The sequence below is a fragment of the Roseofilum acuticapitatum BLCC-M154 genome (assembly GCF_030068475.1).
GTDB lineage: Bacteria > Cyanobacteriota > Cyanobacteriia > Cyanobacteriales > Desertifilaceae > Roseofilum > Roseofilum acuticapitatum.
On sequence record NZ_JAQOSP010000004.1, the window covers coordinates 1 to 25,981 of the forward strand.

Below are 25,981 nucleotides of genomic sequence, written 5' to 3' on the forward strand. Positions count from 1 at the left end.
CCTTGATATTACTGGAGTGGGAGCATCTTGCTCCCTGGATTTTTAATTAGGGTATTTCCGCTTCGCGGACATGAATAAGCGAACTTGATATGAAGAAGCGGGCAAGATGCCCGCACTCCTCTAATCCCTTGATATGACTGGAGTGAGAGCGTCTCGCTCCCTGGATTTTTAATTAGGGTATTTCCGCTTCGCGGACATGAATAAGCGAACTTGATATGAAGAAGCGGGCAAGATGCCCGCACTCCTCTAATCCCTTGATATGACTGGAGTGGGAGCGTCTCGCTCCCTAGATTTTTAATTAGGGTATTTCCGCTTCGCGGACATGAATAACTGAACTTGATATGAAGAAGCGGGCAAGATGCCCGCACTCCTCTAATCCCTTGATATTACTGGAGTGAGAGCGTCTCGCTCCCTAGATTTTTAATTAGGGTATTTCCGCTTCGCGGACATGAATAACTGAACTTGATATCATGACTCACCAGCGCCCAGCATTATATTGCATCGTTTGCTCTAAGCGAGGTAAAGCATTCGTCGCCGATTCCCGCACATAACTATCCACCGATTCATCATTCGCCAATTCGGTTAACACTTCTGTCGCTCGCTCATCTCCCATAGAAGCCAAAGCATTAATAATCGATACCGCTAACGCTAAATTATCCGTAGTCTTTAGAGTTTCCACTAATAAATCCAACATCGGCGAACCCACCGCCCCCAATGCCATCACTGCGGCAATATTCACCACCGGATTCGGATGATTGAGAGCCACCTTTAAGCCTTCCACCCCTTCTTCAGGAAAAGTATCAGAGCCATAATTAACAGCCACCTGAGCCAAAGCCTTGACACAACTGGCTTGAATCGTAGGATTATCACTCTGATTAAACAAGGAAACAATGGCAGAAACTGCATCTGCACCAATCACCCCTAACGCTTTCACAGCAGCCCGACGAATATCTACATTTTCCTCATTCACCATTTCAATTAAGCGGCCAATGGTGTTTTCATCCCGATTTTCAGCTAACTGTACCATCGCCCGTTCCCGTAGATTGGGGTTGGGGTGTTTAAGCTGGGTAAATAAAGCCTCAATATCTGTCGTCATTTTAAGCAACTATAACTATTAACTCTTTATACACTAAGAACTCTAAGTCTTGAACTTGACTATATATTAAAGCCAAGCTTTAGACTTAGAGTTCTCTAAAGTTTCATTCTTGAACTTAAAGGTCAAGAATTCAACTCAATTTTCTCCCAGCGATGAACTAGGACAAGGAGTTGATTACATAGTCCAGAAGAGCATTGTACTCAACTAGAGCTTGTGCAGACATATCGCGAGGAGCGCAACCCCGGTTACGAGCGAAGCTCAAAGCTTCAACATAGGGAGCGGTGGGCAGACCTAAAGCACGATAAACTTCACGCTGTCCAGCAATTCCCCACTCATCAAGAGGCCCAGTACCGCCAACTGCCAAGCAGTAGCTAACCAAGCGCAGGTAGTGCTTGATGTCACGCAGACACTTAGCTTTGAAAGTATCGGTGGAATTGGCTTCCCCAGCATTGTTCAGGTAAGAATACTTTTTGATGCAAGCATCATAAGCTTCTTTGGCAACAGCATCAATGTTGCCACTGAGTTTTTCAGCAGCTTCTAAACGAGCAGCAGCCCGTTGGAGGCTACCTTGAACAGACTCTAGGTCAGAGGTGCTAGGAAAACGACCAGCAGCATCAGCAGCAGCGATAGCCGTGGTGAGAACTGATTTCATTTCTTTACTATCTCCAGATTTATGTGATCGGTGTTACTTTTTAATCGACGATTGCCCGTCGCTCTTGGGTGCAGTTATTTATCGGTTTTAGCTTAAAGCGGCAATAACGCGATCAAAGTATCCAGCACACTCAGCAGCTAACGCAGAACAGTCTCCTTGGGGAGTATCATTCTTACGGTATTTAGCTCCTGCTTGAGCTTCAGTATTGGTGTTGGTGATGTGAGCAACACAAATAGCCTTCATGATTTGTACTGCACGAGTCGTAGAAGTTGCGGGAACTCCTAGGGCGGTGTAGGTTTCTTTCAGGCCATTTAAGCACCGATCTTCGAGAACGGAAGCATCACCAGCTAACAAAGCGTAGGTGACATAGCGCAGAATGATTTCACCATCGCGTAAGCACGCAGCCATCCGACGGTTGGGGTAGCAGTTACCACCAGCTTGGATTAGGCCTTGGTTTTCGCAAATCATGCCGGTAATGGCATCAGAAACGCAGCAGCTTGCGTTGCTGGCTACGGCATTAACAGCGTCTAGGCGCTTGTTTCCTTCAGCAATGAAGCCTTTGAGTTCAGCAATTTTGTCACTGCTCAGAGCGGCAGTGCTGGCATCTGCTGATACCACAGCTCTCGAAAAAGCGTCAAGCATTGAAATGTTTCCCTCTCAATAGTTGAATTCAGGTGACCGGTTAGAACTGGTCATAATCGACTATAGGAGATGGACTGTACCCAGACCGGGTTTATGATAAACAAGGTAACAATCCTTTACAATTCTGGGAAATAAATGAGTAAACTGGGAAATCTGCGATCCGGAAAGGGTCGATTTCAAGGTATTTTTAAGGAATCTACTGATGGATGTTCAGTGCTAGAGTTATGGATAAACGATTTTCTCAGCTTTTTAATTTAAGTGAAGACCGGGCGATCGCCCTCTTAGAAATGCCGTTGGATCAGCTCCGCGATCCGAGCGATCGCTATGTAGCGGCTTGTCACCTCATGCATTATCCTACTGAACGGTCGATCGCTGCCCTGATTAAAGCCATTCACAATCGAGAAGATGACCTCTATAATCGCATTGCCCGACGTAAGGCAGTGGAAAGCTTAGGACGATTAAAGGCTGAGATCGCCATACCAACACTGTGCGAGTGTTTAAATGACTCAGATATGTATACCGTGGAAAATGCGGTTTGGGCGATCGGCGAGATTGGTACAGAGGATACAGACATTCTAGAAGCTATTACTCAACTGTTGCAGCAACCCAACCAAAGCTATCGGGTGATTATCCAAGTGTTGGCTAAGTTAGGCTATCAAAGCGCTCTAGAAGCCATTCAACCCTTTATCGACTCAGAAGATCTCTGTATTTCCAGTGTGGCGATCGCCGCTACCTGTCAGTTAAGCCAAGATTTCAGCCAGATGGATCGGGTAGTGAGCTTTCTCCATAGTGACAATCTTAATGTGCGCCGAGCTTGCATCCAAGATCTCATGGATACGAATTATTATCCAGCTCTGCCCAGAATTGTCCAATGTCCTGTTTCCATCGTCTTTCGTCTGCGAGGCATTAAACATCTGGCTCAAACGGGAATTGCTGCTCAGAAATTCACCTTTGCAGAGGTTGAACCCTATTTTGATCAAGTCATCCGAGATCATCCGGATACCCTGGAATTTGTCCATGAATATGACCAAACCCCCAGCCTAGAATTTGCCATTAATGAACTCTATAGTACGGACTTTGGGCGCTGTTATCTAGCCAGTTATACCCTGCTGCACACCTACCCCCAAGATGCCCCAGAGGCTTTACTGGCCACGTTTGCTGATAAAGCCCATAATGACTATGGCGCTCATTACCATGTAGTCAAACTCTTGGGATGGCTAGGTTATGCCCCCGCCTATGATTTACTGGTAGAAGCTCTGCAAAACCAAGCTCCTCAATTCCAAAAATCCAGAGCTGCGGCGGCGATCGCCCTAGGAAATTTAGGCGCAACGGCAGCCATACCCCTATTACATGAGGCTCTGAATACTTCAATTTTTGATCTCAAGTATGCCGCCCTTTTAGCTTTAGAGCAATTAGGCGATCGCCAAGGATCGCAGATCTGCCTCCAGGATACCGATTTAATCTTACAAGCCAAAGCTCTGAGTCAGACATAGGATCTCGGAGCAAAAAGTTATAAGCCATAGAACCTAGTGCTACTTAAAAGGGAAAGGTTACCAATTTGGAAACACTCCTGCCCAATTCCAGTCCCAAAGGCTAGGCTAATAGTTAAGCTTTAGATTAAAGATTATGGCAAAAGAACTGGCAATCCGGACTTGTGGAGTAACCAAACAATTTGACCGCCATATTGCAGTCAACGATCTAGATTTAGAAGTCGGACGCGGTGAAGTCTATGGTTTAATTGGCCCCAATGGTGCAGGGAAAACCACCTTAATTCGCATGTTGGCAGCAGCCGAAGAACCAACGACAGGGGAAATTTATATTAACGGCGATCGCCTCCTCAGAGACCATTCTAACCCCACCCTGAAACGTCGCATTGGTTATCTACCCGACGATTTCCCCGTTTACGACGATCTCACCGTTTGGGACTATTTAGACTATTTTGCCCGTTTATATCAGCTCAAAGACCCCCGCCGTCGGCAACGCCTCTATGATGTGCTAGAACTGGTACAACTGGGCAATAAGCGCAATAGCCAGATTTCTACCCTCTCCAGAGGGATGAAACAACGACTTTCCTTAGCCCGAACCATTATCCATGAACCCATTGTGTTATTGCTCGATGAACCGGTATCAGGATTAGATCCCATTGCGCGAATGCAATTTCGGGAAATCATTAAGGTTCTCCAAGAAGCAGGAATGACCGTTTTAATTTCTTCCCATGTCCTCAGCGACTTGGCAGAACTCTGTACTTCAGTGGGTATCATGGAATTGGGCTATTTAGTCGAAAGCACAACCTTAAAAGATTTGTATCAACGCCTAAGTCGTCAACAAATCTCGATCGCTACCCTAGGATCTCAAGATGCCTTGATTACAGAACTGAAACAGTTTCCCCAGGTGGATGGATGGGAAACCCTCTCATCCGGTCATTTGCGAGTGAACTTTAACGGCACTCCAGAAGAGAGCGCCCAGTTATTGCGATCGCTCATTAGCGCCAATTTACCTGTCACTGAGTTTTATTCTACTCAGGAAGATTTAGAAACCATCTTCCTGAAACTCGGTCATAAGCAAGCATCTTAAGTTAATGCCCTCTGTAAAGGATATATAAAAGATGAGACTAGATTTAATGAACTTCATTGGGGAAATTAACCCCCAACTCTTCCGAGAACTTAAAGGTCGCTTTAAGACTCGCAACATCATGGTTGCCGGGGGAATGTCTTTGTTTGCCCAAGTCCTCGTACTCTTCGGCTTCCTCAATGCATTACCCGATCGCCATAGTGAATATCACCGCTATTGTACCGGAGGAAAACCTGAATACTACTACCACCAGTTACGCTGTTTAATGAATCCCCTGGGCAACCCCGAAATTAACTGGCAACTCTGGTGGTCAGATCTCTTTGTCTGGTTAACCGTGGTCGGGATCTTTGCCCTGTTGGTAGGAGGAAGCTATCTGATTATCAGCGACCTTGACCGAGAAGAACGCAAAGGAACCCTCAATTTTATTCGCCTGAGTCCCCAGTCTACCCAGCAAATTCTTTTAGGTAAACTCCTAGGGGCCCCCAGCTTACTCTATTTTGCCTGCTTCCTTGCCTTTCCACTCCATCTATGGGCAGCACTTAATCTGCATATATCCCTAGGATTACTCGCCCTCTATTATGGGGTGCTATTAGCCTGTAGCGCCTTCTTTTTCAGTGGTTCCATCCTTTTTGGTTTAGTCAGCCATTGGATGGGTGGATTTCAAGCTTGGTTAGCTGGAGTTTTGGTCACTGCTTTTCTGTTTGTCACCTCCATGATGCGGGTTGAAGATGCTCCTATTGATATCTTGAAACTCTTCACCCCCTCTAGCTTGATTCCCTATATGATTGGCGAAAAGTGGCTGGGGAATATTGACTTCTTTAATTACGATTTATTCAGTTTGCGGGATCATTCGGTGGAGTGGCACTGGTTTATTCTTCCCATTGGTAAGACAGTCGTGACCTTAAGTCTGGCTATGGTGGTCGCTTGTGCCGTATGGACAGCTTGGAATTGGCTAGTGATCGATCGCTGTTTCCGCAATCCCAATCAGACCTTAATCGGCAAAAACCAGTCCTTTTGGTTAACCGGATGCTTCAGCCTCTTTACCTTGGGTTTGGCTCCCCATGGATATCAGTTTGAGAATCTATATTGTTTACTGGTGTTCAACCTGATTTTCTTTGCGGGACTAATGGCAGCATTGTCTCCCCAAAGACAGGTTTGTGTAGACTGGGCCCGCTATCGCCATATGTCGGAAACGCGCCATCAAGGATTATTTCAAGAGCTGATGTCTGGGAATAAGAGTCCTGCACTGTTGGCGATCGCCTTTAATTTACTCGAAGCGCAGTTAATTATTTTACCCTGGATCTTAATGTGGCCAGGGGATAACGGCGATCGCCTCCATGGAATCTTTAACCTAGTATTGAGCTTTTCCGTACTGCTCCTCTATGCCAGTGTTGCCCAACTGATTATGATGATGAAATCCAAGAAAAGCGGCATTTGGGCAACTGCGGCGATCGGTGGTGCAATTTCCCTGCTCCCCTTAGCCTTCCTGGTTCTGTCTGCTTATCCTGATGAGACTCCCTTGCTCTGGATGTTTACGATCTTCCCCTGGGAAGCTCTCCACCATACCTCAGCTCTGACTGTGATGGTATCTGTGTTAACCCAATGGGCTGTTGTGGGTTTAGTAGCCACCCAGTATTCTCGACAACTGCGCCTAGCTGGAATTTCAGCTTCTAAAGCCTTGGGCCATGGATAAGGGATCGCCCAGAATTCAGAGATACAGCAGTTTTCTTTCTCGCTTGCGGTACATCTCGATCCCCCCAACCCCCCTTAAAAAGCAGGGGGTTTTCAAAGTCCCCCTTTTTAAGGGGGATTTTCCGCAAGCGGACATGAAAGGGGGATCTTTTGCCTGTACCTCATTACCGCGCTTTGCGCTGTAACACCCATTCCTGATTCTCAATTCCCCTAACCCTGTCCATCAGAGTAGGGGATTTTTGATCTTCTAGATCCTCGATTGTGCCATTCCTGAAGCACTGCGCGACATTGCAAACAAGTCAAATCTTGGAAAAGTTGATCGACTCCTTCGGGAGTATGGGGATAAACCGCGCCGAGGCGATCGCCCTCTATACTCATCTTGGGATCGATCTCGGCCACACATCCATACAACTTTTGATTAGAAAACGAACTATTAATCAGCCATCCCTCTTCATTGAGTAACCGGAGCTTCAGAATCCCCTCTTCTCCAATCCCCAATTCTCGCTCCAGAATACTCGGCACAACCGCCAAAGGCTTTCCCTCATTTCGCACCCGTCCCCCAGGAAAATCCAACGTGACGCTCTGAACTCCTGGACGATACTGGGGCACAGGTAAGATTAAATTCTCCCCTTGAAGGGTGACAATGACCACTGAATCGGCTTTTTCCACTCGCCAATAATCAACGACTTGACCTCGATCATCCTCCAGACGCTCTCCAATCAAGGTCACCCACTCAGAAGTAATTCTGACTAACCTATTGAGTATTTTCCAGTTTTGCACAGATTGATATTGCTTGATTAAAAACCTTGGGAGCGAGACGCTCCCACTCCAGTAATATTAAGGGATTCTAGGAATGCGGGCATCTTGCCCGCTTCTTGAATCCCATTAACCAGACTTGATCTTAGAACTTGTGCGCGTGCAGTACCTCCATCACATCACAGACATAAGCGATGCCCGAATAATCGTCGAAAAACTGTGATGCAACCTCATCCGAAATCTTCACAGCCATATCCCGATTGGGGGTGAGAATCTCAAACTTTACATTCGAGTAGGAATCGCTAACGCTCGGTTCTCCGGACGACCGCACACCGCGACTGCCTTTACCGCCAGCAGGCACGACCGTATAACCGGTAGCCCCGGCTTCGTCGATGATCTTGCCGACCTTTTTTTCCAGTACCTTTTCTGTGACAATGACGAGCTTGCTGGCTTTTTGAGTCATATAAGTTACCTCTTTAGGCGTGTAATTAGTGAACTATACAGAAACTCATGAAAATGGCAGTACCACGCGCTATCACTATCATCTGAGTCAACGAAAGCAGTAGAATCACATTCGTATACAGGTTGTGTAATAGTGCGGTGGCTATAAATAAGCACGATACCATCATACCATCTATGGGTCAATAAGTTTCAGTTATGAAAAAAGTCGGACTGTTTGAGGGCATATATCGCTCTAGCATAGCAGTCTCTTTGACCAGAGACCCAAATGGTAATATAAAAGAAAAACTTATCATTGGAATTTAACATTGCGTTAGTAGCCAGTGAAAAAATTTGTGCATTCTAGGATAGAATAAAGAGTATAGAATTCAATTCTTGATAGACTATTATCTATGAAAGGTAATGCAAAATAGCACATTGCCTTCCAATGCCGTTGTAGAGAAAAACTCTCTCTGAACACCTTATTAACAGGTTTTTACTTAAGACCTGTCTTGTAGGGGTGAAGGCCCTCACCCTTACGCTTTAAAGCTCACTTATCACAATAATCGCCCCTCGTAGAGGAGGTTGAAGGAGGTATTTGTGGATTTTCTTTCTGATTTCTTTACGCTCTTCCTGGGGAAGTTACAGTCCCCAACACTTGGCTTCCTGATTGGTGGTATGGTCGTTGCCGCAGTCAATAGCCGACTGCAAATTCCAGATGCGGTCTATAAGTTCATCGTCTTCATGCTGCTAATCAAAGTTGGCTTGAGCGGCGGCATTGCCATCCGCAATGCCAATATTATGGAGATGCTCTTGCCCGCAGCATTCGCTGTGGTCATGGGTATTGTCATCGTATTCATTGGGCGCTACACATTGGCACTGCTACCGAACGTCAAAGTCGTAGACGGTATTGCCACCGCAGGCTTATTCGGTGCGGTGAGTGGCTCTACCATGGCTGCCGCCCTAACGCTACTAGAAGCAGAAGGCATGGACTATGAGCCTTGGGCAGCCGCACTTTATCCTTTCATGGACATCCCAGCCCTGGTGACGGCGATCGTTTTAGCCAGCATTTATACCAAGAAGCAAAGGGAGAAGTATCTCACAGAAGAGGAATCCTTAAGCAAGCAGTCCGTTGCTGTAGGAGGATATTCCAGCGATAAAGGGATTATCGCCAGTGGATATCCCCGAAAGGAGCGCGTTCCCGGAGGCGATCGCGTCAAGATATGGCCCATCATCCAGGACAGTCTCCAAGGATCTGCCCTATCTGCACTCATGCTCGGCCTCGCTCTAGGTCTGCTGACTCGGCCAGAAAGCGTCTATGAAAGCTTCTTCAATCCCGGCTTTCGCGGACTGCTTTCCATCCTAATGCTAGTCATGGGTATGGAAGCAACAGCAAGGCTCGGTGAACTTCGCAAAGTGGGCCAGTGGTACGCCATATATGCCTTTATTGCCCCCCTACTGCATGGGTTGATCGCCTTCGGTCTCGGCATGATTGCCCACTACGCCACGGGATTCAGCCTGGGTGGTGTTGTGATCCTGGCTGTCATCGCTTCCTCTAGTTCAGACATCTCAGGGCCACCCACTCTACGAGCCGGTATCCCGTCGGCTAATCCCTCCGCCTACATCGGCTCGTCCACAGCCGTTGGCACACCAGTTGCCCTTGCCTTGTGTATACCTCTATTCATCGGACTCGCTCAAGCTTTAGGCGGCTGAATTCAAGACGGGTCGGGGTCTTGCAGCGCTCCTGTCCGGTCATTAACCCGGCAGCTACGATCTAGACTCTAGACCCCTTCCTCCCCTTCATCCCTGACCTTTAATGAATATGGAACCCTTATCGTCAAACCCTTCTCCTCGCTCGTTCAGTTGGTTCAATGGAGACCACATCGTTCGAGTTCTCGAACTGGTACAGGACTTAATTGTGATTTCCTTGTGCATCGGCCTGTTTAGCTTCATGGTGATGCAATTACGAGAGATGTTTCTGTCCCTCTTGCCCCCTTTAAACTTTCCTCGGGTCACTTCCGATATTTTATTCTTGCTAATTTTAGTAGAATTGTTTCGATTGCTAATTATTTATTTAAAGGAGCATCGAGTTTCGATTGGAGTCGCCGTTGAGGTCTCCATTGTTTCTGTACTTCGGGAAATCATTGTCCGAGGCATTTTGGAAACCCCATGGGTGCAAGTGATGGCGGCCTGCTCTTTTCTCATTGTCCTGGGGAGTTTATTAGTTATTCGTGCTTGGATTCCACCAACCTTTGATGGTATTGACCCAGAGCAGCAGGTCTCTCAACGTCACCGGATACGCTTTGGTCAAGCCTTGTCTGAAAGGGATCGTCAACTGGAGGCTCAACCTGTTTCAACCTTGAAGTAATAATTTCTTCTCTGGTGTAAATGTCTCACCAGTACAAAATACGCCTACTCAAAAAGCTGGGGTTATGACCCCGGCTTTTTTCGTTTGATTGGCTTGGTTGTAATTGTCTCTCGCATTTTCGCCAGCTATTTACCTCGATCGCGTCTTTGGCTTATGCTATAGCCCATAGCCCAGAGACTTGACATACCCATCTATAGAAAGTCTCAGAATATCTTGTTTAATGCATAGACTAGATTCTATGTATAAAAAGCGAGCTTAATTCTCGCAAACTGTACATTAATATACAGTTTGATCACTAAAGAAAACCGGTTCAACCATGAAAGTTTTTAACCGAATCAATTTTAATAACCTCCAGGGCGATCTCTTTGGCGGCCTCACTGCCACAGTGATTGCCCTACCGATGGCTCTAGCCTTCGGAGTCGCTTCAGGTGCAGGGCCCCAAGCTGGACTCTATGGTGCAGTTTTGGTCGGCTTATTTGCTGCCCTATTTGGAGGTACTCCAACCCTCATTTCTGAACCGACCGGGCCCATGACAGTAGTCATGACCTCGATTATTGCCCATCTAATTGCCAGCCACGGTCAAGAACAAGGCATGGCCATGGCATTTACTGTCGTCATGATGGCTGGCGGATTTCAGATCTTGTTTGGAGTCCTGAAGTTAGGTAAATATGTGACCCTGATGCCTTATACGGTTGTTTCTGGGTTCATGTCTGGGATTGGTTTAATCATGATCATCCTGCAATTGGGGCCCTTCTTAGGCCAGGCAAGTCCCAAAGGGGGTGTGGTCGGAACATTACGCTCCTTGCCGGATTTATTCGCTAATATTCAACCCATGGAATTGGGTTTAGCTTTGCTAACGGTAGGGATTCTATTTTTCACTCCCTCGAAAGTTAAGAAATTGGTTCCTCCCCAACTGATTGCCTTAATTGCTGGAACACTCATTTCTGTTATTTTCCTAGGGGGTACAGACCTACGGCGGATTGGTGAAATTCCCGGTGGCTTACCGAGTTTACAATTACCCATGTTTAGTTTTGATGTTCTCAGAATCATGGTTGTAGATGCTCTAGTTCTAGGGATGCTCGGATGTATTGATGCCCTCTTAACTTCTGTGGTTGCTGATAGTTTAACCCGTACCCAACATAATTCTAATAAGGAGTTAATTGGTCAAGGTTTGGGTAATATTATGTCCGGTTTATTCGGAGGGATTGCCGGTGCTGGGGCAACCATGGGAACGGTGATTAATATCCAAACGGGAGGACGTACAGCTCTCTCTGGTATAATTCGTGCGGTTGCTTTACTCTGTGTGGTTCTGTTTGCTGGCGGATTAACCCAAAATATTCCCTTGGCTGTATTGGCAGGGATTGCCCTAAAAGTGGGTATTGATATTATTGACTGGAGTTTCCTGAAACAAGCTCATAAGGTTTCCTTGAAAGGGGCCTTGATTATGTACGGGGTGATCGGGTTAACGGTATTTGTAGACTTGATTGCTGCGGTTGGTGTTGGGGTCTTTATTGCGAATATTTTGACGATTGAGCGCTTAAGCGAACTTCAGTCGAATGATGTGAAGACGATTACGGATGCTGATGATGCGATCTTGCTCAATGATGAAGAGAAAGAACTACTCGATCGCGCCAATAACCGAGTATTACTGTTCCACTTAAGCGGGCCGATGATTTTCGGGGTGGCTAAGGCGATTTCTCGCGAGCATACGGCCATGGAAGACCATGATATCTTGATTGTGGATTTGACGGATGTACCGGTGATGGGTGTTACGTCTTCTTTAGCGATTCAAAATGCGATTGAAGATGCTCTCGATCAAGGTCGTCAGGTGATGATTGTGGGTGCTACGGGTAAGGTGAAACAACGGTTAGAAAAGTTGGGTGTGTTGGCCAAATTGCCGCCCCATCATATGTTAATAGACCGTACAGAAGCTTTGCGTCAGGCGATCGCCTTGTTAGACCATCAAAAACAATATGAGTCTGAGGAGAATGATGCTTCTAGTATGGCTTCTTCTTCTGATTTATCCCCTTCTTCCATGAATACTTGAATTCAACCCAATATGTAGGGGAGAATGGCTGTTCTTCCCTACATATCGTATTTTTAGGGATTCATTCCCCAGAACCCTAAAGGCTGCTTTCAATCACTTGACGATACTGACTTTTGGGTTTTACGCCTTTGAGTTCTTGCAATAACTCCTTATCTTTGAACAGTTGTACGGTGGGAGTGCCGGTAATACCGGCATTTTCAGCAATGTCTGGGTCGGCTTCGATGTCAATTTGGATATAGTGAATTTTAGAGTCAAATTCATCAATGACTTTGCTGAGAATGGGTTTGAGGCTGTGACAGGGGCCGCAGGTGGGGGAGGTGTAAAGTACGAGGAGGGGGCGATCGCTTTCATGGAATAATTTCCGTAGGGCATACCCTCCCTTATGCCGTGTTTCCTCCAGCTTAAATGTCTCTTCTGTATCCGCTTGCGTCACCGTTGGAGCCGCTTCTGGTGCTTTTTCCCCTTCTTCCTGCTTAAATTCTTGAGCCAATCCTTGAGCGGATAACCAGCGCTCGGCTAACATGGCTCCCATACATCCGGTTCCAGCAGCAGTAATGGCTTGGCGGAATTCATGGTCTTGCACATCCCCAACAGCATAAACCCCTTCTACACTGGTTTGTACTCCATGTTGGGTGACAATATAACCCACATCATCTAACTCTAATTGCCCTTTGAACAGTTGGGTATTCGGAGTATGACCAATGGCATAGAATAACCCCCCAGACGGTAAGTCTTTCTCCTCTCCCGTTTGGTTATTCTTGACCTTCACACCCCCAAATTTTGTCCCTTCTCCATAGACATCCACAGCTTCCGTATGCCAATGAACCGTAATTTTCGGGTGAGCCAGTACCCGGTCTTGCATCGCTTTAGAAGCCCGCATTTCCCCCTTTCGCACGAGTAAATGAACATGGGAGCCATATTTGGTCAAATACACCGCTTCCTCGGCCGCCGTATCTCCACCCCCAATGACCACCAGTTCCACACCCTTAAAAATGGGTGTTGCTCCATCACAAATGGCGCACGCAGAAATGCCATTACTCCAAAAGTCCTGTTCGTGGGGAAGGCTCAACCGTTTGGCCGTTGCACCGGTGGCAATGACAATAGTATGGGTTTTGAACTCTCGTTCTTCAGATTTTACGGTAAAGGGGCGCTCGCTCAAGTCAACAGAAACCACATCTTCCGTGTACAGTTCTGCTCCCCATCTGACCGCTTGCGCTTTCATCTTGTCCATCAGTTGCGGCCCGGTGATACCATCGGGAAAACCGGGGAAGTTCTCCACTTCTGTGGTGGTCATCAGTTGTCCCCCCGGAATTCCCCCCATCTGATACCCTTCAAACACCACGGGTTTCAGGTTCGCCCGACCCGCATAAATGGCGGCCGTAAACCCGGCCGGCCCGGAACCGATAATCACCAGATTCTCTACTGTGGGGTTGCTCATGTGTTAACTAAACTCATAACGACTACGCTTAGTATAGCGCATGAAAGGTGTAAAAATGTGAGTTGAGCGAGACAAACAGGTTAAAATTAAGCAGAAAGATTAAGCCAATGGTGGGTAACCCAATGGAAGATATTGATAAAATCCGCGATCAATTTAATACTCTCCCCTATTATAATGCCCCTTTAGCCGCAACCCCTAAAGTAGATTACTCTTCCCTTTATATTCATAATATGGTGACGGCTTTTTATCGGCGAGACCAACAGGTAATCGATACAGCCGGGAAAGTTATTTTAGATGCCGGGTGTGGCAGTGGCTATAAATCTCTGACCTTAGCTGAGGCGAATCCCGGAGCGAAAATTGTCGGTATTGATCTCTCGGAAAAATCAGTGGGAATTGCTCGCGAACGTCTGAAGTTACATGGGTTTACGGATGCTGAATTTCATGTCATGCCTATTGAAAATATTGGCACTCTAGAGTATGAATTTGATTATATTAACTGTGATGAGGTTTTATATTTATTTTCGGATATCATCAAATCTCTAACGCTATTAAAATCTGTTTTGAAGTATGACGGAATTCTTCGAGCTAATTTACATAGTAAAATTCAACGGAGCCATTATTATAGATCGCAAAGAATTTGGAAAAAACTGGGATTAATGGATTCAGCGCCCCAAGAGGCTGACTATAATCTAGTGCGAGAAGCGATGCAAAGTCTGAAGCCAGGAGTATTTCTGAAAGAATTTGCTTGGAAAAATAACCAGGAGACTTCTAATGAGTACATTGCTAGAAACCACCTCTTGATTGGAGACAGAGGTTTTGAAATTCCTGATTTGTTCGATGGTCTGAGACAGTCGGGACTAGAGTTTGTAGGTATGGTTCATGCATCTCAATGGGATCTACTCGGTTTGTTTGAGCATTGGGATGAGTTACCGATTGCACTAATGGTCAAATTTTCGGAGTTGTCTACTGAGGAACAACTCCATATCCATGAGTTATTTCATTCGCAACAACGGTTATTGGATTTCTGGTGTGGCCATCCTCAAGGGAATCGGGTCAAGGTAAAAGTTGAAGAATGGACACAAGATCAATGGAATCAGGCAACAGTTCATTTTCATCCACAACTGAGAACCGAAACATTTAAGCATCGGGCGATCGCCTCCATAACCCAAATGAGTGCCCTACCCTTGTATGATTATCTTTCCATCGATCCAGAGAATAGGCCTTTGATCGATAGTGTGGTGGTGAGTCTCCTGTTACCCCTGGTTGATGCTCCCTGTACTTTTAGGGATTTGGTGGGGCGATCGCAAAAGCTCTATCCTGTCGATCCAGTGAGTGGGGAGGCGATCGGCCCCTCCCAAGCGACTCAGAAAGTGAAAGAGCTGCTCATCCCCCTGTACGAGATGGGCTATGTATTGCTAGAGTCCTAAGCCGATCCGGACAAATCAAAAAAAAATTTTGATCGGGGTGATATGAAACTGGAATTGGGTGGGTAAGCTATAGTCAATGGAGTTAGAAGCCTTAGTTTATCGACCCCCAAGGAGAAGTAGATCATCATGAAGACTGAATTTAGAAGCAAGTTCCTGCAACACCTGATCGCGAAGAAAGAAGACGAAGGGTTTACCCTGATTGAGCTGCTGGTTGTTATCATCATTATCGGTATCCTGTCGGCGATCGCCCTCCCCTCCTTCCTCAACCAAGCCAACAAAGCGAAGGAGTCCGAAGGTAAGCAGTATGTGGGTTCCATGAACCGTCAACAGCAAGCTTATTACCTAGAAAAAGACGAGTACACGACTAATATAGCCCAGTTGGGTTTAGGGATCAAAAGCGAAACTGAGAATTATGTTTATGGTATCAGCAGCAATGCAAACACCGGTGTTACCAACTATGCAGACGGTGAGAGCAAATCAGATACTTTGAGAAGCTTCATTGGTGGTGTTCAAGCTGCAAGAGTTGGAGCCGCGTCAGAAGCTACCACTCTTGCCGTTCTATGTCAAACGGATGAAGTGAACTCAAAACCTGTACAGGCAACCTTTAGTACCAGTACCGGTCCTAGCTGTCCCACTGCCTATTCTCCATTGTAGGATGGCTCGATCTCTAATTCCTGTAGTATAGACACAGGTTTATGGAAAAAACAGGGTTACTTAGAGAAAAACCCAACCTAAAACGAGTACCATGAGCTGGAATCCCTAGGAGTGTCTCTGTCAGACTCCTAGGGATTGCTATCAATAACCGTCTATAATATCTGATGTTGCCATCAGATATTATTTCAAGTTTTTGCTAGGTCACAGAAGATGGATAATATCATGTCCGTCTGAACATGGACTGAACAAGGGGCTTAAGCCCCTTGTTATAGGCTGATGAGAAAGTTCTGTGTGAGTCCTAACTCTCCCTTTCACTGCTATATAACATCCATAAAGTTAAACAACACATCAATGACGTTTTGCTTCTGATTCTTTAAGTAGCTCGGTCTAGTTGTCATCTCACATTCCTATGAATTATGATTGAAACCTTCACATCAAATTTACAGCAGCAAGCTATTGAGTATTTAAATACAGGTAAGTACACTCAAGCCATTACCCTCTATAACAAAATTGTTGAAACTGATTCAGCATCAAGGCAAGATTATTGGTACTTAGGATTAGCATTGCTTCTTGATGGACAAGAAGTTGAGGCCCAGGTCACTTGGATGTTAGTGCTTGGAGAAGCAAGCGCAGAAGAGGTCGAAATATGGACAAGAGAATTGCTGGAAGTATTAGAGTCTTCAGCGAATCATCACCAGGAAGCAGACCAGATTCAATTAGCTTGGGTTATCCGTCAGCATATTCGTGAAATAGATCCGACTCATGTTAATAATCTGTTTAAAATTTTACAATTAGGTCTCAAGCTAGAAATTTTAACTGAAGAAGAGATTAATGAGATGGAGTTAGTATCCATCTTAGAAAGCGAGGGAGAGCAACTCAATCTTGATTTTGAACTCTTCATAGAAAGTATAAGACTATTTTTAGATCAAGCACCTCTGACTCCTATATTACCTCAGTTACTAGAAGCCAGTATCCCTTATGTTCTTACTAAGAGTGTATATTCTTTTGTCTCTGTTGTCATGTTGGCCTGTGTAAAAATATGTCAAACGCTCAAACGACCTCATTTAGCCGTTATATTCAGTAAAATTGCACTCAAGGCTAATCCAGAAGATGTTGAAATTTGGAGGCACTTATCGGCCCACTATCAAACTGCTCATGAATACGACGAAGGGATTGAAGCCGCTAAAAAAGCTTATTCACTCTCCACAAGAAACATTGATAAAATCTGTAGTTATTTCTTACATCTTAGGGGACTGATGGGAGCAGGGGGATATTGGCAAGAAGCCCTTAGTATTTTGCATAAAAAAGCTGATTTACTTCATTCTCTCAACCCAGATGAAGCCAGTAATTACCCACCTGACCTGAATAGTCGCCTCTATACTGTGGCCTATTTCTTCCCCTATTTTGAAGATGATGCTCAAGGTAATCGTCAGATTCACAATCACTTAGGGAAGTTTTGTAAAGGGGGCATTCAGTTCCATCATCAAGAGGAAGTTAAGAGATATCACCAAAATTGGAATCCTCCTGCCCAACCCCATAAACGGCTCAAAATTGGTTATTTATCCCATTGCTTTGCCACTCATTCTGTAGGATGGTTAGCTCGCTGGTTATTTGAGCATCATAACCAGGAAGAGTATGACATTTATGGCTATGTTGTAAACTATCGATCGCAGATTCCAGATCCCTTACAACAATGGTATGTTGAGCATATCCCTAATGTTCGTAAACTGGGACTGGGTTACATGGAAGTAGCCGAGATCATTAATCAAGACCAAATTGACATTTTGGTAGATATGGATAGTCTCACTTTAGATCTCCCTTGTGCCGTAATGTCGATCAAACCAGCTCCCATTCAAGTAAGTTGGTTGGGATGGGATGCACCAGGAATTCCAGGTGTAGACTATATGATTGCTGACCCCTATGTTTTACCTGACAATGCCCAAGATTACTATAGTGAAAAAATTTGGCGGCTCCCTGAAACCTACATTGCAGTCGATGGATTTGAGGTGGCTGTGCCTACATTGCGTCGAAAAATGTTAGATCTACCCACTGATTCCATTGTATATTTTAGTTCACAAAGTAGCTATAAACGCCATCCAGATATGGCCAGATTACAATTACGGATTATTAAGGAAGTCCCCAATAGTTATTTCCTAATTAAGGGGTTTGGAGATCAAGAATCGATTAAACGATTTTTTATTGAGTTAGCTGAGGAGGAGGGACTCCCAGAAGAGCGTTTGAAGTTTATTCCTGCTGCTCGCTCAGAGGCGATACATCGAGCGAATATGGGCATTGCTGATGTGGTTCTAGATACCTATCCTTACAATGGAGCTACTACAACCTTAGAAACATTGTGGATGTGTGTTCCTCTAGTAACGCGAGTTGGTCAGCAGTTTGCTGCCCGCAATAGTTATACCATGATGATGAATGCGGGCATCACAGAAGGCATTGCTTGGACTGATGAAGAGTATGTGAAATGGGGAATTCGTTTTGGTACAGAGCCAGAGCTACGTCGAAACGTGCATTGGAAGTTGAAAGAATCCCGTAAAACTGCACCATTGTGGAATGCAAAGAAGTTTGCCCAGGAAATGGAAAAGGCCTATGGGCAAATGTGGCAACTTTATGTTGAGTCAGCAGGTTAGAATGACTAGACCCATTTAATGGCAATTTTGATCTTCAGAAAAGTTTAGGGTTCAGATTAGGGTGACTCATCAGTTGGTGATGTACTTAATTCATCCGGTTGAGTCGTATTTAATTGCTGTTGAAGTTCTTCATAAAGCGTTTTATAGGTGGTGTCTTCTGGTGCAACTTCGATTAAAGTTTCTAGCGGTTTGACCACCCCTTCAAGGTTATTCATTTGGAGTCGAACCATGATTAGACCTTCTAAGGCTACTTTGTTTTTGGGTTCTCGTTCTAAAACGGTTAGGTAACCTCGTTCTTGGCTTAAAAGTTGGTCTTCAACCGTCAGAGTTTCAGTTTCTGAAGAGGGATTAGGTCTAGGAGGGGTGCGAAAGAGTCGAGTAGTGGCCAAAGCAGTAGACCCAAAGAATGCAAGTGCGCCAAAGATAGCGAAACATCGTTGTAAGTTAGTCATTTTTTTATGTCAATCATTACTAACAGAAGGATACTGCCTAGAAACTGATCCTAGGCAGTTGATACTTTTAGAATACCCCAACTTAAGCCAATCGAAATCAGGATAATACCCTGAGTTGTGCATTTTCAGCTAAGGGGAGGGAGGTGGAATAAGCTGATTAATCCTACCTTCTGAATCCAGAATAACATGACCCCCAAGTTCCTCCATCCTCGAAATGGCCCTCCGTCGAGTTTTGTCATCTGTTGCATTAAACAGTACAAGCTGCCAGGCCTGAAATTGTGCTTGTTTACTGTCTGGATTCTCCTGTAAAAATGCTGCGGTTGCAGCAGACAGTCTGGAGATCAACTGACTCTCTGAATCAGAATATTCACTGGCCCATTCCGCTACCTTAGCAAAGGATAGTTCTGCTGCTTCTCCATCTCCGAGAAACAAAAGTTGGTCAGTGCCCAAGTAACGCCAAATATAGTAGGAATGGTGGGGATCTTTGGGATTAAGAGACTGTAATCCTTTTTGCATCATTTCTACGGAAAATTCAGGTTTTCCTAAATATAAGGATACACTGGCAGACATGCCAAAATAAGCGGGAATAAATCGGGGGTCTTCATTGAGTGCGATCTGAAAATATTCAGGAGCTAAATCATAACCGGTTTGATCGCGGGCTGGATCGTCCCCAAAATAGATGAGAAATTTAATAAAGCTCCAATTGGCAATAAGATTATCAAAGCCGAAATTGGGCAAAACCTGGAGTAATTGCAGTTCGATCGCTTCTTGAGCGACTTCTTGCTGTAGTTGGGGTAGCGATCGCTCCCTGGAAGCGACTTTAAGACGGCTTAATTTAGGCAATTGTACTGAAACAATAGCCAGAGAACACAGGAGCGTTAACCCTGCTGTTGCTAAGGTATTAGTCCACTGTCGGTTCATTAACATGGAGATCTCCTAGCTCAATAACCGGAATAGTCTCGACCTGAGATAAGGCGATCGCCTCTTGATTTTCATCCTCTAGTCGAATTCGTCCCTGTAACTGAGGGATTAACACTGACCATTGAGCCTCACTCAAGTCCCCTACTAACACAATTTCGGGCCCTTCATCAACCTCTAGATTCTCTTCCATCAGCAAATTCATCGCTACGCTCGATAGGAGAAGATCCGCATCTTCGGCTTCTATATGAGTATGATCGATCAGCAAAGTCATTTTAGCGCGATCGCCATGACTGACTAGACCTTTGATTACCTCTTGCAAGGCTAACCCAATCCTTTCTTCAGATTTTGACCAATCTGGAAATATAATTAAATTGATCTCTTGCAGATTTAGAAGAGCCAAAGTCGCCTTCAGCAGGGCTGAACTCATAGTATCAGCCATTTTCTGCCAAGAGAACTGCTTCGCTTGGGCTAAACCTTTAGTTATCAATGAGCGACGAACACTAGGCTTTTGCACTTCACAGAGTTGCTCGGCCAAACCCTCAACATCATTCGGATCGACATAAATAACCGCATCTCCCCCAACTTCTGGAAGGGAAGCATTGGCACAGGTAATGACCGGACAACCACAAGCTAAAGCTTCTGCTACCGGCATTCCAAAGCCCTCATATACCGAGGGATAAACCAAAGCAACCGCCCCAGAATAGGCGACTCTCAACTCTTCATCCGGGAGAACCAATGGATGTACCACAGTCCCTGAAGCATATTGTCTGTATTCGTTGCCGAGAGTCACACCACTTCCTGTACAGACAATTTCAAACCCTTGTTTGCTGTGCAGTTCGGCAAATGCCCGGAAAAATAGGATAGTATTTTTATAATTTCCACCCGCACCCACCAGCAGAAAATAAGGCTTGGTAATCCCATATTTGTATTTAAATTCGCTGATTTGGGCGGCTGTAGCTGGCGTAAATGTGGGCGAAACACCGCAATGAGCGACAGCAATTTGATCGAGAGTAACCTCTGGGAAAAATTTGACCAGATCGCGAGCAGTGCTTTCAGAAATAGAAATGTAGGCATCCGCATGACTGATGGCATGGTGTTTTTCACGCCACATGGGTTGATTAAGATCTGCGCCTAGGACTTCCGGAATCATGTCATAGGCCATGAACACAGAAGGGGTGGATAGGGGAGTCGTATAGTAAGTAGAGATGAATAGATCTGCCCCTTCGCGATCGCAAACTTCCTGAAGCATTTGTTTGTCTGCTTCTGTATTGTTGTAGTCATAAGCAGGAACGATCCGAGATGTGATTCCAGGTACTTGGGCAGTGTTTGAGCGATCCAGTAAGAGGATATGATTGGCAAAGTCAGTTTTAGCCCATTCTGCCAGTAGCGATCTCCAAACCCGCGCAATCCCTGTATTATAAAGCTGGAAGAACACACCATCGATCGCTATGGTCGGCGATCGCTTTTCAACTGGTTTCGAGAGTTTTGAGAATTGAGGTTGTAAGAATTTCCAATTTCCTTCAGTTACCTCTTTCTGGACTAAGGGAACGATACCCAATGACTCAGCGCGATCGACCCTTGTCTCATCTCCCACCCATGAGAAATAATCGCGAAGATAAACCGGGAACTGAGATACTGACTGTAGCGATCTCCACTGGTTAACCGCATTTTGATAGCCGTAATACTGCTCTTTAAATCGCAATTGTTCCGGAGTCACATAGGCAAAATGTTGGAAAACCAAACCCTCTTTTTCCGTTTCCTCATGAGTCAAAGGATTAATTGCAGCAATATTTTTAAACTGTCCATCCAATAAAGGTTCAACCAATATCGGAGGTTCATGAGCTGCCCAAACATATCCCGGCTTAAACCTCCAAGTCCGCAACCAATCCTGTTGCGGATTTTGAGTGTAGCAGTTGCGGGTACTAATCACTAATTGTTCTCCAACAAAGTACCAGCACCAGTAATAGGCGGCCGTTTTCTCCGGATTTCTGATGAACAGTTTCCGACTATTACAAATCTGCTCTAATGTCCAAATTTCATCTACATCTATCTGCCACAGCAAGCATTCTTCTTGAATATTGGCTAAAGGAGCATTCACCATTTCTCGCTTCCCGTCCCAGAATTGCCCCTCTGGTTTTCGATACAGGGTTATATTTTCTGGATACTCTGCTTTGAGTTGATCTAAATACTCAGATGTTCCATCTTTACTCAACCCTTGGTTATGAATCTCATCCGTTACTTTTCCACCAAGTTTGACACTCCAACTGGTATCATGTTTGAGGTCAGCCACTCCTTCAATAATATGCCAATGCCATTTAAAAGGAAGTTGTTTTAGAATGTCGATGTGGTATCGAATAAAGGGTTCACCGTTAAGGACAATAGTGAAGAAATGGATGGGGATGTCGCAAACTGGGTTAATCTTTTTCTGTTTGCTTTTTGCAAAAACAGAATATCCATTACGCACCAACAAATTATAGCTAATTAAATCATAGTTGGGATCTGCCAATAACCTGCGATGACTGCGATAGTTTTTGAAGGTATTAATATCATCAAGCATGATCCACTTTGCACCATATACTTGATCCAGTTCTATGCTACCTGTAAACTCAGAACCATCTATTAAAACTGCATCAAACTGATTTATGTTATTTTCTTTCTTTATAATCTCAATTCCATTTTCAATTAAGCCAGCTTCCCTTAAATATGTCCGATCTTCTTTCAGCCACTCTAAAACCAGATCAAGAGAATAATTATTTAATCCACTTTTGTATTTATGATAGAAATCCGACACTTCTAATTCTGGTGGGAAATCATCTATTGAAACGGATGAAACATTATAGGGCTTAAAAAAGGATTTATTCTGATATCTTTCCTTCAATTTTTTGAATCTAGATTTGGATACTTCTATAGAAAACAACCTTGGTTTATGAGGGTTGAACATAATACCTTTCACCAAGGCTTCTGTGCTACCTTCTCCCGAAGATGCCCCAATCTCTAGTATGGTTTGCAAATTTTGGGTTCTAGCAATCCGCTCAATGTGCAAATAGAATTCATCATTTTTTATTTCAGGTGCAATGATTTTCTGTAGAGAAGATTTATCCAACCCTTCTTTATTTTGCTTAGTTAATTGAGTTTTGGGTTTTTCCAGAATAGTCAACAAACCATTATTTTTGAACGATTTTCGACCTGGATATAAATTTTCTAATTTCTCTTGTATTCTTTGATCAATTGAACCTTCAAACATGACTTGCGTTTGAATAGATTTGAATTGACTAGCTCCAATAAAATCTAAATAATCTTCTGTGAAATAACGATTAATATGAGGGGAATTATAAACATAATATACAATTAAGTCGGCTGTTTCTTTATCGGTATATTGACACAAATAACTGCATAGCTCTGGAGGTCTCATTAATAAGTGACCCCAAGGGGGAATGGGTGAATTGGAAAACTCAAAAACTTGCCCAGATTTATCTATTATTTTGGGTAAATGATGCCCATCACTGGATGACCATATGGGTGCAAATAGTGAGAAGAGTTTTCCCCCTGGTTTTAAAGCCAGAAACATTTTATCTAAGGCAGCCGGTAATTTATGAATATGCTCGAAAGTGGCAATGGAAAAAATAAGATCGTATTTTTCGTAATATTCTGGGGGCAAGTCTTCTATATTGGCTAAGAAAAAGTTATATTTTTCTAGAGATCTGTCTTTAAATCCCAATTGAGAAATATCCTTGAGATCGTAAAGAATAGTGCCTGCATGAGATAGTCCTCCTGCTTCCTGGAGAGAGTCTTCATAGTCTGGTGTTTCGATTGCTGACCAAGATTTTACATCAAGATAGTTAAAAACGAATTCTGGGGGCAGACTCCCCCCTACTTCTAAAACATCTTTCCCGGCAAAACCAACTAACTCTTGACAGATATGGGCAAAGGAGACATGATAGCTGAGATTAAACTTACTTTGACATTCAGCAATATTGGATTCACTTAGCATTGTTCCTTCTACCCGATTCTCAATTGAAGTCTGTTGATACCGATCAGTATTCCCCATTGACTGAGAAAAACGATCGCCCCCTACAAAATCCCGGTCAAATCTAGGCAGAAGCCTGGCAAGACCTCTGTGGCTGATACACTGGTGGGAGCATCTAGCGCTTCTGGGGGCTGTTTTCAGTTCATCCACCAACCGAGAGGACAACCTTATCGAGGTATTCTTGCATTTTAGCTTGGGTTGTGGCTAGGCGATCGCCTCTGAGACAATTTCCACAGCCAAGTCGGTTAATATGAGAGGAAACGAGTAAACCCATGCGATCGCGCTATCATGACCCTAGCCATTAAACCCATTACCGATGCAGAATTAATGCAACTCAGTTCCCAAAATCCCGGACTGAGATTTGAACGCAAGGCCGATGGAACTTTAATCACAATGCCACCAACCGGAAAAATCTCTAGTAATCGAGAACTAAAAGCAGGTGCTTATTTATTCGCCTTTGTAGACTCTCATGAGTTAGGAGAAGTTTTTAGTTCGAGTGGGGGGTTTATACTCCCTAACGGTGCGTTATGCTCTCCTGATGCTGCTTTTATTGCCAGAGAACGTCTCCCAGAGGGATGGGATACTGGAGAAGACGAATTTTGCGATATAGTCCCTGATTTTGTCATTGAAATTCGTTCTAAGACGGATAGCTTAACTAAGTTAAAAGCAAAGATGGCAGAATATATCGACAATGGGGTGAAATTAGGATGGTTAATCGATCGCATCAACCGTCGTGCTTTTGTTTATCGTGCTGATGGTTCGATTACGCAATATCCAGAGAATGCAATCCTAGAAGGAGAAGATGTGATTCCGGGTTTTACCGTCGCTTTGCAAAAAATATTGTAGTAGTTGTAGTGGCTTGGCAAGCTTAAAACTGTAGGTTGGGTTGAACGAAGTGAAACCCAACTTTCGTCAGACGGGTGTTGGGTTTTCGGCAAAGCCGACATGTTCATGTCGCGAAGCGAAACGTTCCTCAACCCAACCTACATTCTTACCTACCGAGATGTTTGAGATTGCTTCATTGCTTCGCTCCATTCGCAATGACATATCATAACTGACATTATTCAGATTTGATATCACAATCGGCGATCGCCCCCTACCAAATGGCAGTCAAATCTAGGGAGAAACCCAACAGAACCTCTTCTCCCGATACACGGGTGGGAGCCTCTAGCACCTCTAGGGGTTGTGCGGGACGGTAGATTTCCACTTGGCGCTGTTTGCGGTTAATCAACCAACCGAGACGGCAACCATTATCGAGGTATTCCTGCATTTTGGCTTGAGTTTTAGCCAAACGATCGCTCGGAGACAGAATTTCCACCGCAAAGTCAGGACACAGGGGGAGAAACTTTTCCCGTTGTTCTGGGGTAAGATTATGCCAACGCTCTTTCGTAATCCAAGCTGCATCTGGAGAGCGATCGCTGCCATTGGGTAAATGAAACCCAGTGGAAGAGTCGAACACTTCACCGAGTTGGGTTTGTTCATTCCACAAGGCCAGTTGCACAATCAGTTTAGTATTCACACGGCCCGTTTCGCCACCTGTGGGGGGCATGATATGGAGTTCTCCCGTTGCACTGCGTTCGAGTTTAACTTCTGGGTTTTCTTGGCAGAGTTGATAAAATTGCTCAGGGGTGAGTTGAATGATGGGATCGAGATTAAGAGTCACCATGTTTCTAAGAGATGTAGAGCGTTAACTTAACCGAGCCGTACATTCGAGGATGAGGCGCTGATTCTCGATCGCATGGGGAACAATTTCCGAAGCTTGACGAAACGCCGCGATCGCCTCCCGATAATGAGCCAGAGCCGCATGACATAATCCTAAGCCATGGAGCGCCCCAAAGTGACTCGGATTTAAGCGCACCACCTCCTCACAATCGGCGATCGCCTTATAATACTCCCGACGCATATAATACAATACCGCTCTCCGGTTCCAAGCCTCCGCAAAATCCGGCCAATCGCGAATCACTTCCGTTAGCACCTCTTCTGCTCTATCAAATTGACCCGCATCCAACACTCTCTGAGCCTGTTGCAGTCGCTTTAAACCCATCAGTCCCTTCTGGTTAAACCAGCGCCGCCATAGCTCCTGAATTGCTTGTTCGCGCACTGGTTCAGAGTCGCTCTGGAGATCGGATAGCAAACCATCTAATTCTGGATCGCGCAT

At 44.8% G+C, this 25,981-nt stretch carries 22 protein-coding genes and 1 pseudogene; 10 read left to right on the top strand and 13 right to left on the bottom strand.

Going from position 1 to position 25,981, the window contains the following annotated elements; genetic code table 11:
• Positions 1-475 precede the first annotated feature (475 nt).
• The 3 genes from PMG71_RS00390 to cpeB all read right to left on the bottom strand — a co-directional run bounded on the left by PMG71_RS00390 (position 476) and on the right by cpeB (position 2,390).
• Positions 476-1,096, bottom strand: coding sequence for a HEAT repeat domain-containing protein (locus tag PMG71_RS00390; RefSeq protein ID WP_283751647.1), 621 nt, complete (start codon positions 1,094-1,096; stop codon positions 476-478).
• Positions 1,097-1,253: 157 nt separating this feature from the next.
• Entirely contained in the window at positions 1,254-1,748 is a 495-nt protein-coding gene (gene cpeA / locus PMG71_RS00395) for a C-phycoerythrin subunit alpha (RefSeq protein ID WP_283751648.1), read from the bottom strand.
• Between the two features lie 87 nt (positions 1,749-1,835).
• Positions 1,836-2,390: a phycoerythrin subunit beta gene (gene cpeB / locus PMG71_RS00400; protein WP_283751649.1), complete on the bottom strand. Its 555-nt coding sequence runs from the start codon at positions 2,388-2,390 to the stop codon at positions 1,836-1,838.
• A 224-nt stretch (positions 2,391-2,614) separates the two neighbouring features.
• Here cpeB and cpeY point away from each other — a divergent pair, with 224 nt between their 5' ends.
• From cpeY to PMG71_RS00415, 3 genes are all read left to right on the top strand, one after another.
• A complete protein-coding gene (gene cpeY, locus PMG71_RS00405; protein ID WP_283751650.1) occupies positions 2,615-3,883 on the top strand; it encodes a C-phycoerythrin alpha-cysteine-82 phycoerythrobilin lyase CpeY in 1,269 nt (422 codons plus the stop codon).
• Positions 3,884-4,016: 133 nt separating this feature from the next.
• Complete coding sequence (locus tag PMG71_RS00410; RefSeq protein WP_283751651.1) at positions 4,017-4,964, top strand: ABC transporter ATP-binding protein; 948 nt, start codon at positions 4,017-4,019, stop codon at positions 4,962-4,964.
• 31 nt (positions 4,965-4,995) lie between these two features.
• The gene (locus PMG71_RS00415) at positions 4,996-6,654 is read left to right on the top strand and encodes a hypothetical protein (protein ID WP_283751652.1); all 1,659 of its coding nucleotides are present in this window, start codon (positions 4,996-4,998) and stop codon (positions 6,652-6,654) included.
• Positions 6,655-6,863: 209 nt separating this feature from the next.
• Here PMG71_RS00415 and PMG71_RS00420 read toward each other — a convergent pair whose 3' ends face one another.
• Positions 6,864-7,433: an NUDIX hydrolase gene (locus PMG71_RS00420; protein ID WP_283751653.1), complete on the bottom strand. Its 570-nt coding sequence runs from the start codon at positions 7,431-7,433 to the stop codon at positions 6,864-6,866.
• 121 nt (positions 7,434-7,554) lie between these two features.
• Positions 7,555-7,872, bottom strand: coding sequence for a P-II family nitrogen regulator (locus PMG71_RS00425; RefSeq protein WP_283751654.1), 318 nt, complete (start codon positions 7,870-7,872; stop codon positions 7,555-7,557).
• Between the two features lie 575 nt (positions 7,873-8,447).
• Between PMG71_RS00425 and PMG71_RS00430 the strand changes: the two genes are divergently transcribed.
• From PMG71_RS00430 to bicA, 3 genes are all read left to right on the top strand, one after another.
• Positions 8,448-9,560 (top strand): sodium-dependent bicarbonate transport family permease, encoded by a 1,113-nt coding sequence (locus PMG71_RS00430; RefSeq protein ID WP_283751655.1) that lies wholly within the window; start codon positions 8,448-8,450, stop codon positions 9,558-9,560.
• Between the two features lie 109 nt (positions 9,561-9,669).
• Positions 9,670-10,215 (top strand): phosphate-starvation-inducible PsiE family protein, encoded by a 546-nt coding sequence (locus tag PMG71_RS00435; protein ID WP_347179156.1) that lies wholly within the window; start codon positions 9,670-9,672, stop codon positions 10,213-10,215.
• A 316-nt stretch (positions 10,216-10,531) separates the two neighbouring features.
• Positions 10,532-12,262: a bicarbonate transporter BicA gene (gene bicA, locus PMG71_RS00440; RefSeq protein ID WP_283751657.1), complete on the top strand. Its 1,731-nt coding sequence runs from the start codon at positions 10,532-10,534 to the stop codon at positions 12,260-12,262.
• A 76-nt stretch (positions 12,263-12,338) separates the two neighbouring features.
• On the opposite strand, the gene trxB is transcribed toward bicA, so the two are convergent.
• A complete protein-coding gene (gene trxB, locus PMG71_RS00445) occupies positions 12,339-13,700 on the bottom strand; it encodes a thioredoxin-disulfide reductase (protein WP_283751658.1) in 1,362 nt (453 codons plus the stop codon).
• A 122-nt stretch (positions 13,701-13,822) separates the two neighbouring features.
• On the opposite strand from trxB, the gene PMG71_RS00450 reads away from it, so the two are divergent.
• From PMG71_RS00450 to PMG71_RS00460, 3 genes are all read left to right on the top strand, one after another.
• Positions 13,823-15,127, top strand: coding sequence for a class I SAM-dependent methyltransferase (locus PMG71_RS00450; RefSeq protein ID WP_283751659.1), 1,305 nt, complete (start codon positions 13,823-13,825; stop codon positions 15,125-15,127).
• Between the two features lie 126 nt (positions 15,128-15,253).
• Positions 15,254-15,781: a type IV pilin-like G/H family protein gene (locus PMG71_RS00455; protein WP_283751660.1), complete on the top strand. Its 528-nt coding sequence runs from the start codon at positions 15,254-15,256 to the stop codon at positions 15,779-15,781.
• 416 nt (positions 15,782-16,197) lie between these two features.
• Entirely contained in the window at positions 16,198-18,423 is a 2,226-nt protein-coding gene (locus PMG71_RS00460; RefSeq protein ID WP_283751661.1) for an O-linked N-acetylglucosamine transferase, SPINDLY family protein, read from the top strand.
• A 56-nt stretch (positions 18,424-18,479) separates the two neighbouring features.
• On the opposite strand, the gene PMG71_RS00465 is transcribed toward PMG71_RS00460, so the two are convergent.
• The 5 genes and pseudogenes from PMG71_RS00465 to PMG71_RS00480 form a co-directional block, all read right to left on the bottom strand.
• Positions 18,480-18,875, bottom strand: coding sequence for a tetratricopeptide repeat protein (locus PMG71_RS00465; RefSeq protein ID WP_283751662.1), 396 nt, complete (start codon positions 18,873-18,875; stop codon positions 18,480-18,482).
• 129 nt (positions 18,876-19,004) lie between these two features.
• On the bottom strand, positions 19,005-19,802 hold the full coding sequence (locus PMG71_RS00470) for a hypothetical protein (RefSeq protein WP_283751663.1): 798 nt from the start codon (positions 19,800-19,802) through the stop codon (positions 19,005-19,007).
• Complete coding sequence (locus PMG71_RS00475; RefSeq protein ID WP_430540986.1) at positions 19,777-22,740, bottom strand: glycosyltransferase family 4 protein; 2,964 nt, start codon at positions 22,738-22,740, stop codon at positions 19,777-19,779. The genes PMG71_RS00470 and PMG71_RS00475 overlap by 26 nt, the downstream gene beginning before the upstream one ends.
• Before the next feature lie 600 nt (positions 22,741-23,340).
• Positions 23,341-23,844: pseudogene (locus PMG71_RS23765) on the bottom strand (class I SAM-dependent methyltransferase); the annotation flags it as partial.
• A 121-nt stretch (positions 23,845-23,965) separates the two neighbouring features.
• Positions 23,966-24,097 (bottom strand): hypothetical protein, encoded by a 132-nt coding sequence (locus PMG71_RS00480; RefSeq protein ID WP_283751665.1) that lies wholly within the window; start codon positions 24,095-24,097, stop codon positions 23,966-23,968.
• Positions 24,098-24,111: 14 nt separating this feature from the next.
• Here PMG71_RS00480 and PMG71_RS00485 point away from each other — a divergent pair, with 14 nt between their 5' ends.
• Positions 24,112-24,669, top strand: coding sequence for a Uma2 family endonuclease (locus tag PMG71_RS00485; RefSeq protein WP_283751666.1), 558 nt, complete (start codon positions 24,112-24,114; stop codon positions 24,667-24,669).
• 250 nt (positions 24,670-24,919) lie between these two features.
• Here the strand turns inward: PMG71_RS00485 and PMG71_RS00490 are convergent, their stop codons facing one another.
• Together PMG71_RS00490 and PMG71_RS00495 are read right to left on the bottom strand one after the other, a co-directional pair.
• Positions 24,920-25,489 carry a Uma2 family endonuclease gene (locus PMG71_RS00490; RefSeq protein WP_283751667.1) on the bottom strand — a complete coding sequence of 190 codons (570 nt, stop codon included), beginning with the start codon at positions 25,487-25,489 and terminating at the stop codon, positions 24,920-24,922.
• A gap of 21 nt (positions 25,490-25,510) precedes the next feature.
• Positions 25,511-25,981 (bottom strand): tetratricopeptide repeat protein, encoded by a 471-nt coding sequence (locus tag PMG71_RS00495; protein ID WP_347179158.1) that lies wholly within the window; start codon positions 25,979-25,981, stop codon positions 25,511-25,513.

What these genes read in the sequence shown, in the direction of transcription:
- PMG71_RS00390 (WP_283751647.1), bottom strand. Translation starts at nt 1,096, where the DNA reads ATGACGACAGATATTGAGGCTTTATTTACCCAGCTTAAACACCCCAAC.
- cpeA (WP_283751648.1), bottom strand. Translation starts at nt 1,748, where the DNA reads ATGAAATCAGTTCTCACCACGGCTATCGCTGCTGCTGATGCTGCTGGT.
- cpeB (WP_283751649.1), bottom strand. Translation starts at nt 2,390, where the DNA reads ATGCTTGACGCTTTTTCGAGAGCTGTGGTATCAGCAGATGCCAGCACT.
- cpeY (WP_283751650.1), top strand. Translation starts at nt 2,615, where the DNA reads ATGGATAAACGATTTTCTCAGCTTTTTAATTTAAGTGAAGACCGGGCG.
- PMG71_RS00410 (WP_283751651.1), top strand. Translation starts at nt 4,017, where the DNA reads ATGGCAAAAGAACTGGCAATCCGGACTTGTGGAGTAACCAAACAATTT.
- PMG71_RS00415 (WP_283751652.1), top strand. Translation starts at nt 4,996, where the DNA reads ATGAGACTAGATTTAATGAACTTCATTGGGGAAATTAACCCCCAACTC.
- PMG71_RS00425 (WP_283751654.1), bottom strand. Translation starts at nt 7,872, where the DNA reads ATGACTCAAAAAGCCAGCAAGCTCGTCATTGTCACAGAAAAGGTACTG.
- PMG71_RS00435 (WP_347179156.1), top strand. Translation starts at nt 9,670, where the DNA reads ATGGAACCCTTATCGTCAAACCCTTCTCCTCGCTCGTTCAGTTGGTTC.
- bicA (WP_283751657.1), top strand. Translation starts at nt 10,532, where the DNA reads ATGAAAGTTTTTAACCGAATCAATTTTAATAACCTCCAGGGCGATCTC.
- trxB (WP_283751658.1), bottom strand. Translation starts at nt 13,700, where the DNA reads ATGAGCAACCCCACAGTAGAGAATCTGGTGATTATCGGTTCCGGGCCG.
- PMG71_RS00450 (WP_283751659.1), top strand. Translation starts at nt 13,823, where the DNA reads ATGGAAGATATTGATAAAATCCGCGATCAATTTAATACTCTCCCCTAT.
- PMG71_RS00455 (WP_283751660.1), top strand. Translation starts at nt 15,254, where the DNA reads ATGAAGACTGAATTTAGAAGCAAGTTCCTGCAACACCTGATCGCGAAG.
- PMG71_RS00460 (WP_283751661.1), top strand. Translation starts at nt 16,198, where the DNA reads ATGATTGAAACCTTCACATCAAATTTACAGCAGCAAGCTATTGAGTAT.
- PMG71_RS00465 (WP_283751662.1), bottom strand. Translation starts at nt 18,875, where the DNA reads ATGACTAACTTACAACGATGTTTCGCTATCTTTGGCGCACTTGCATTC.
- PMG71_RS00470 (WP_283751663.1), bottom strand. Translation starts at nt 19,802, where the DNA reads ATGTTAATGAACCGACAGTGGACTAATACCTTAGCAACAGCAGGGTTA.
- PMG71_RS00480 (WP_283751665.1), bottom strand. Translation starts at nt 24,097, where the DNA reads ATGGGTTTACTCGTTTCCTCTCATATTAACCGACTTGGCTGTGGAAAT.
- PMG71_RS00485 (WP_283751666.1), top strand. Translation starts at nt 24,112, where the DNA reads ATGACCCTAGCCATTAAACCCATTACCGATGCAGAATTAATGCAACTC.
- PMG71_RS00490 (WP_283751667.1), bottom strand. Translation starts at nt 25,489, where the DNA reads ATGGTGACTCTTAATCTCGATCCCATCATTCAACTCACCCCTGAGCAA.
- PMG71_RS00495 (WP_347179158.1), bottom strand. Translation starts at nt 25,981, where the DNA reads ATGCGCGATCCAGAATTAGATGGTTTGCTATCCGATCTCCAGAGCGAC.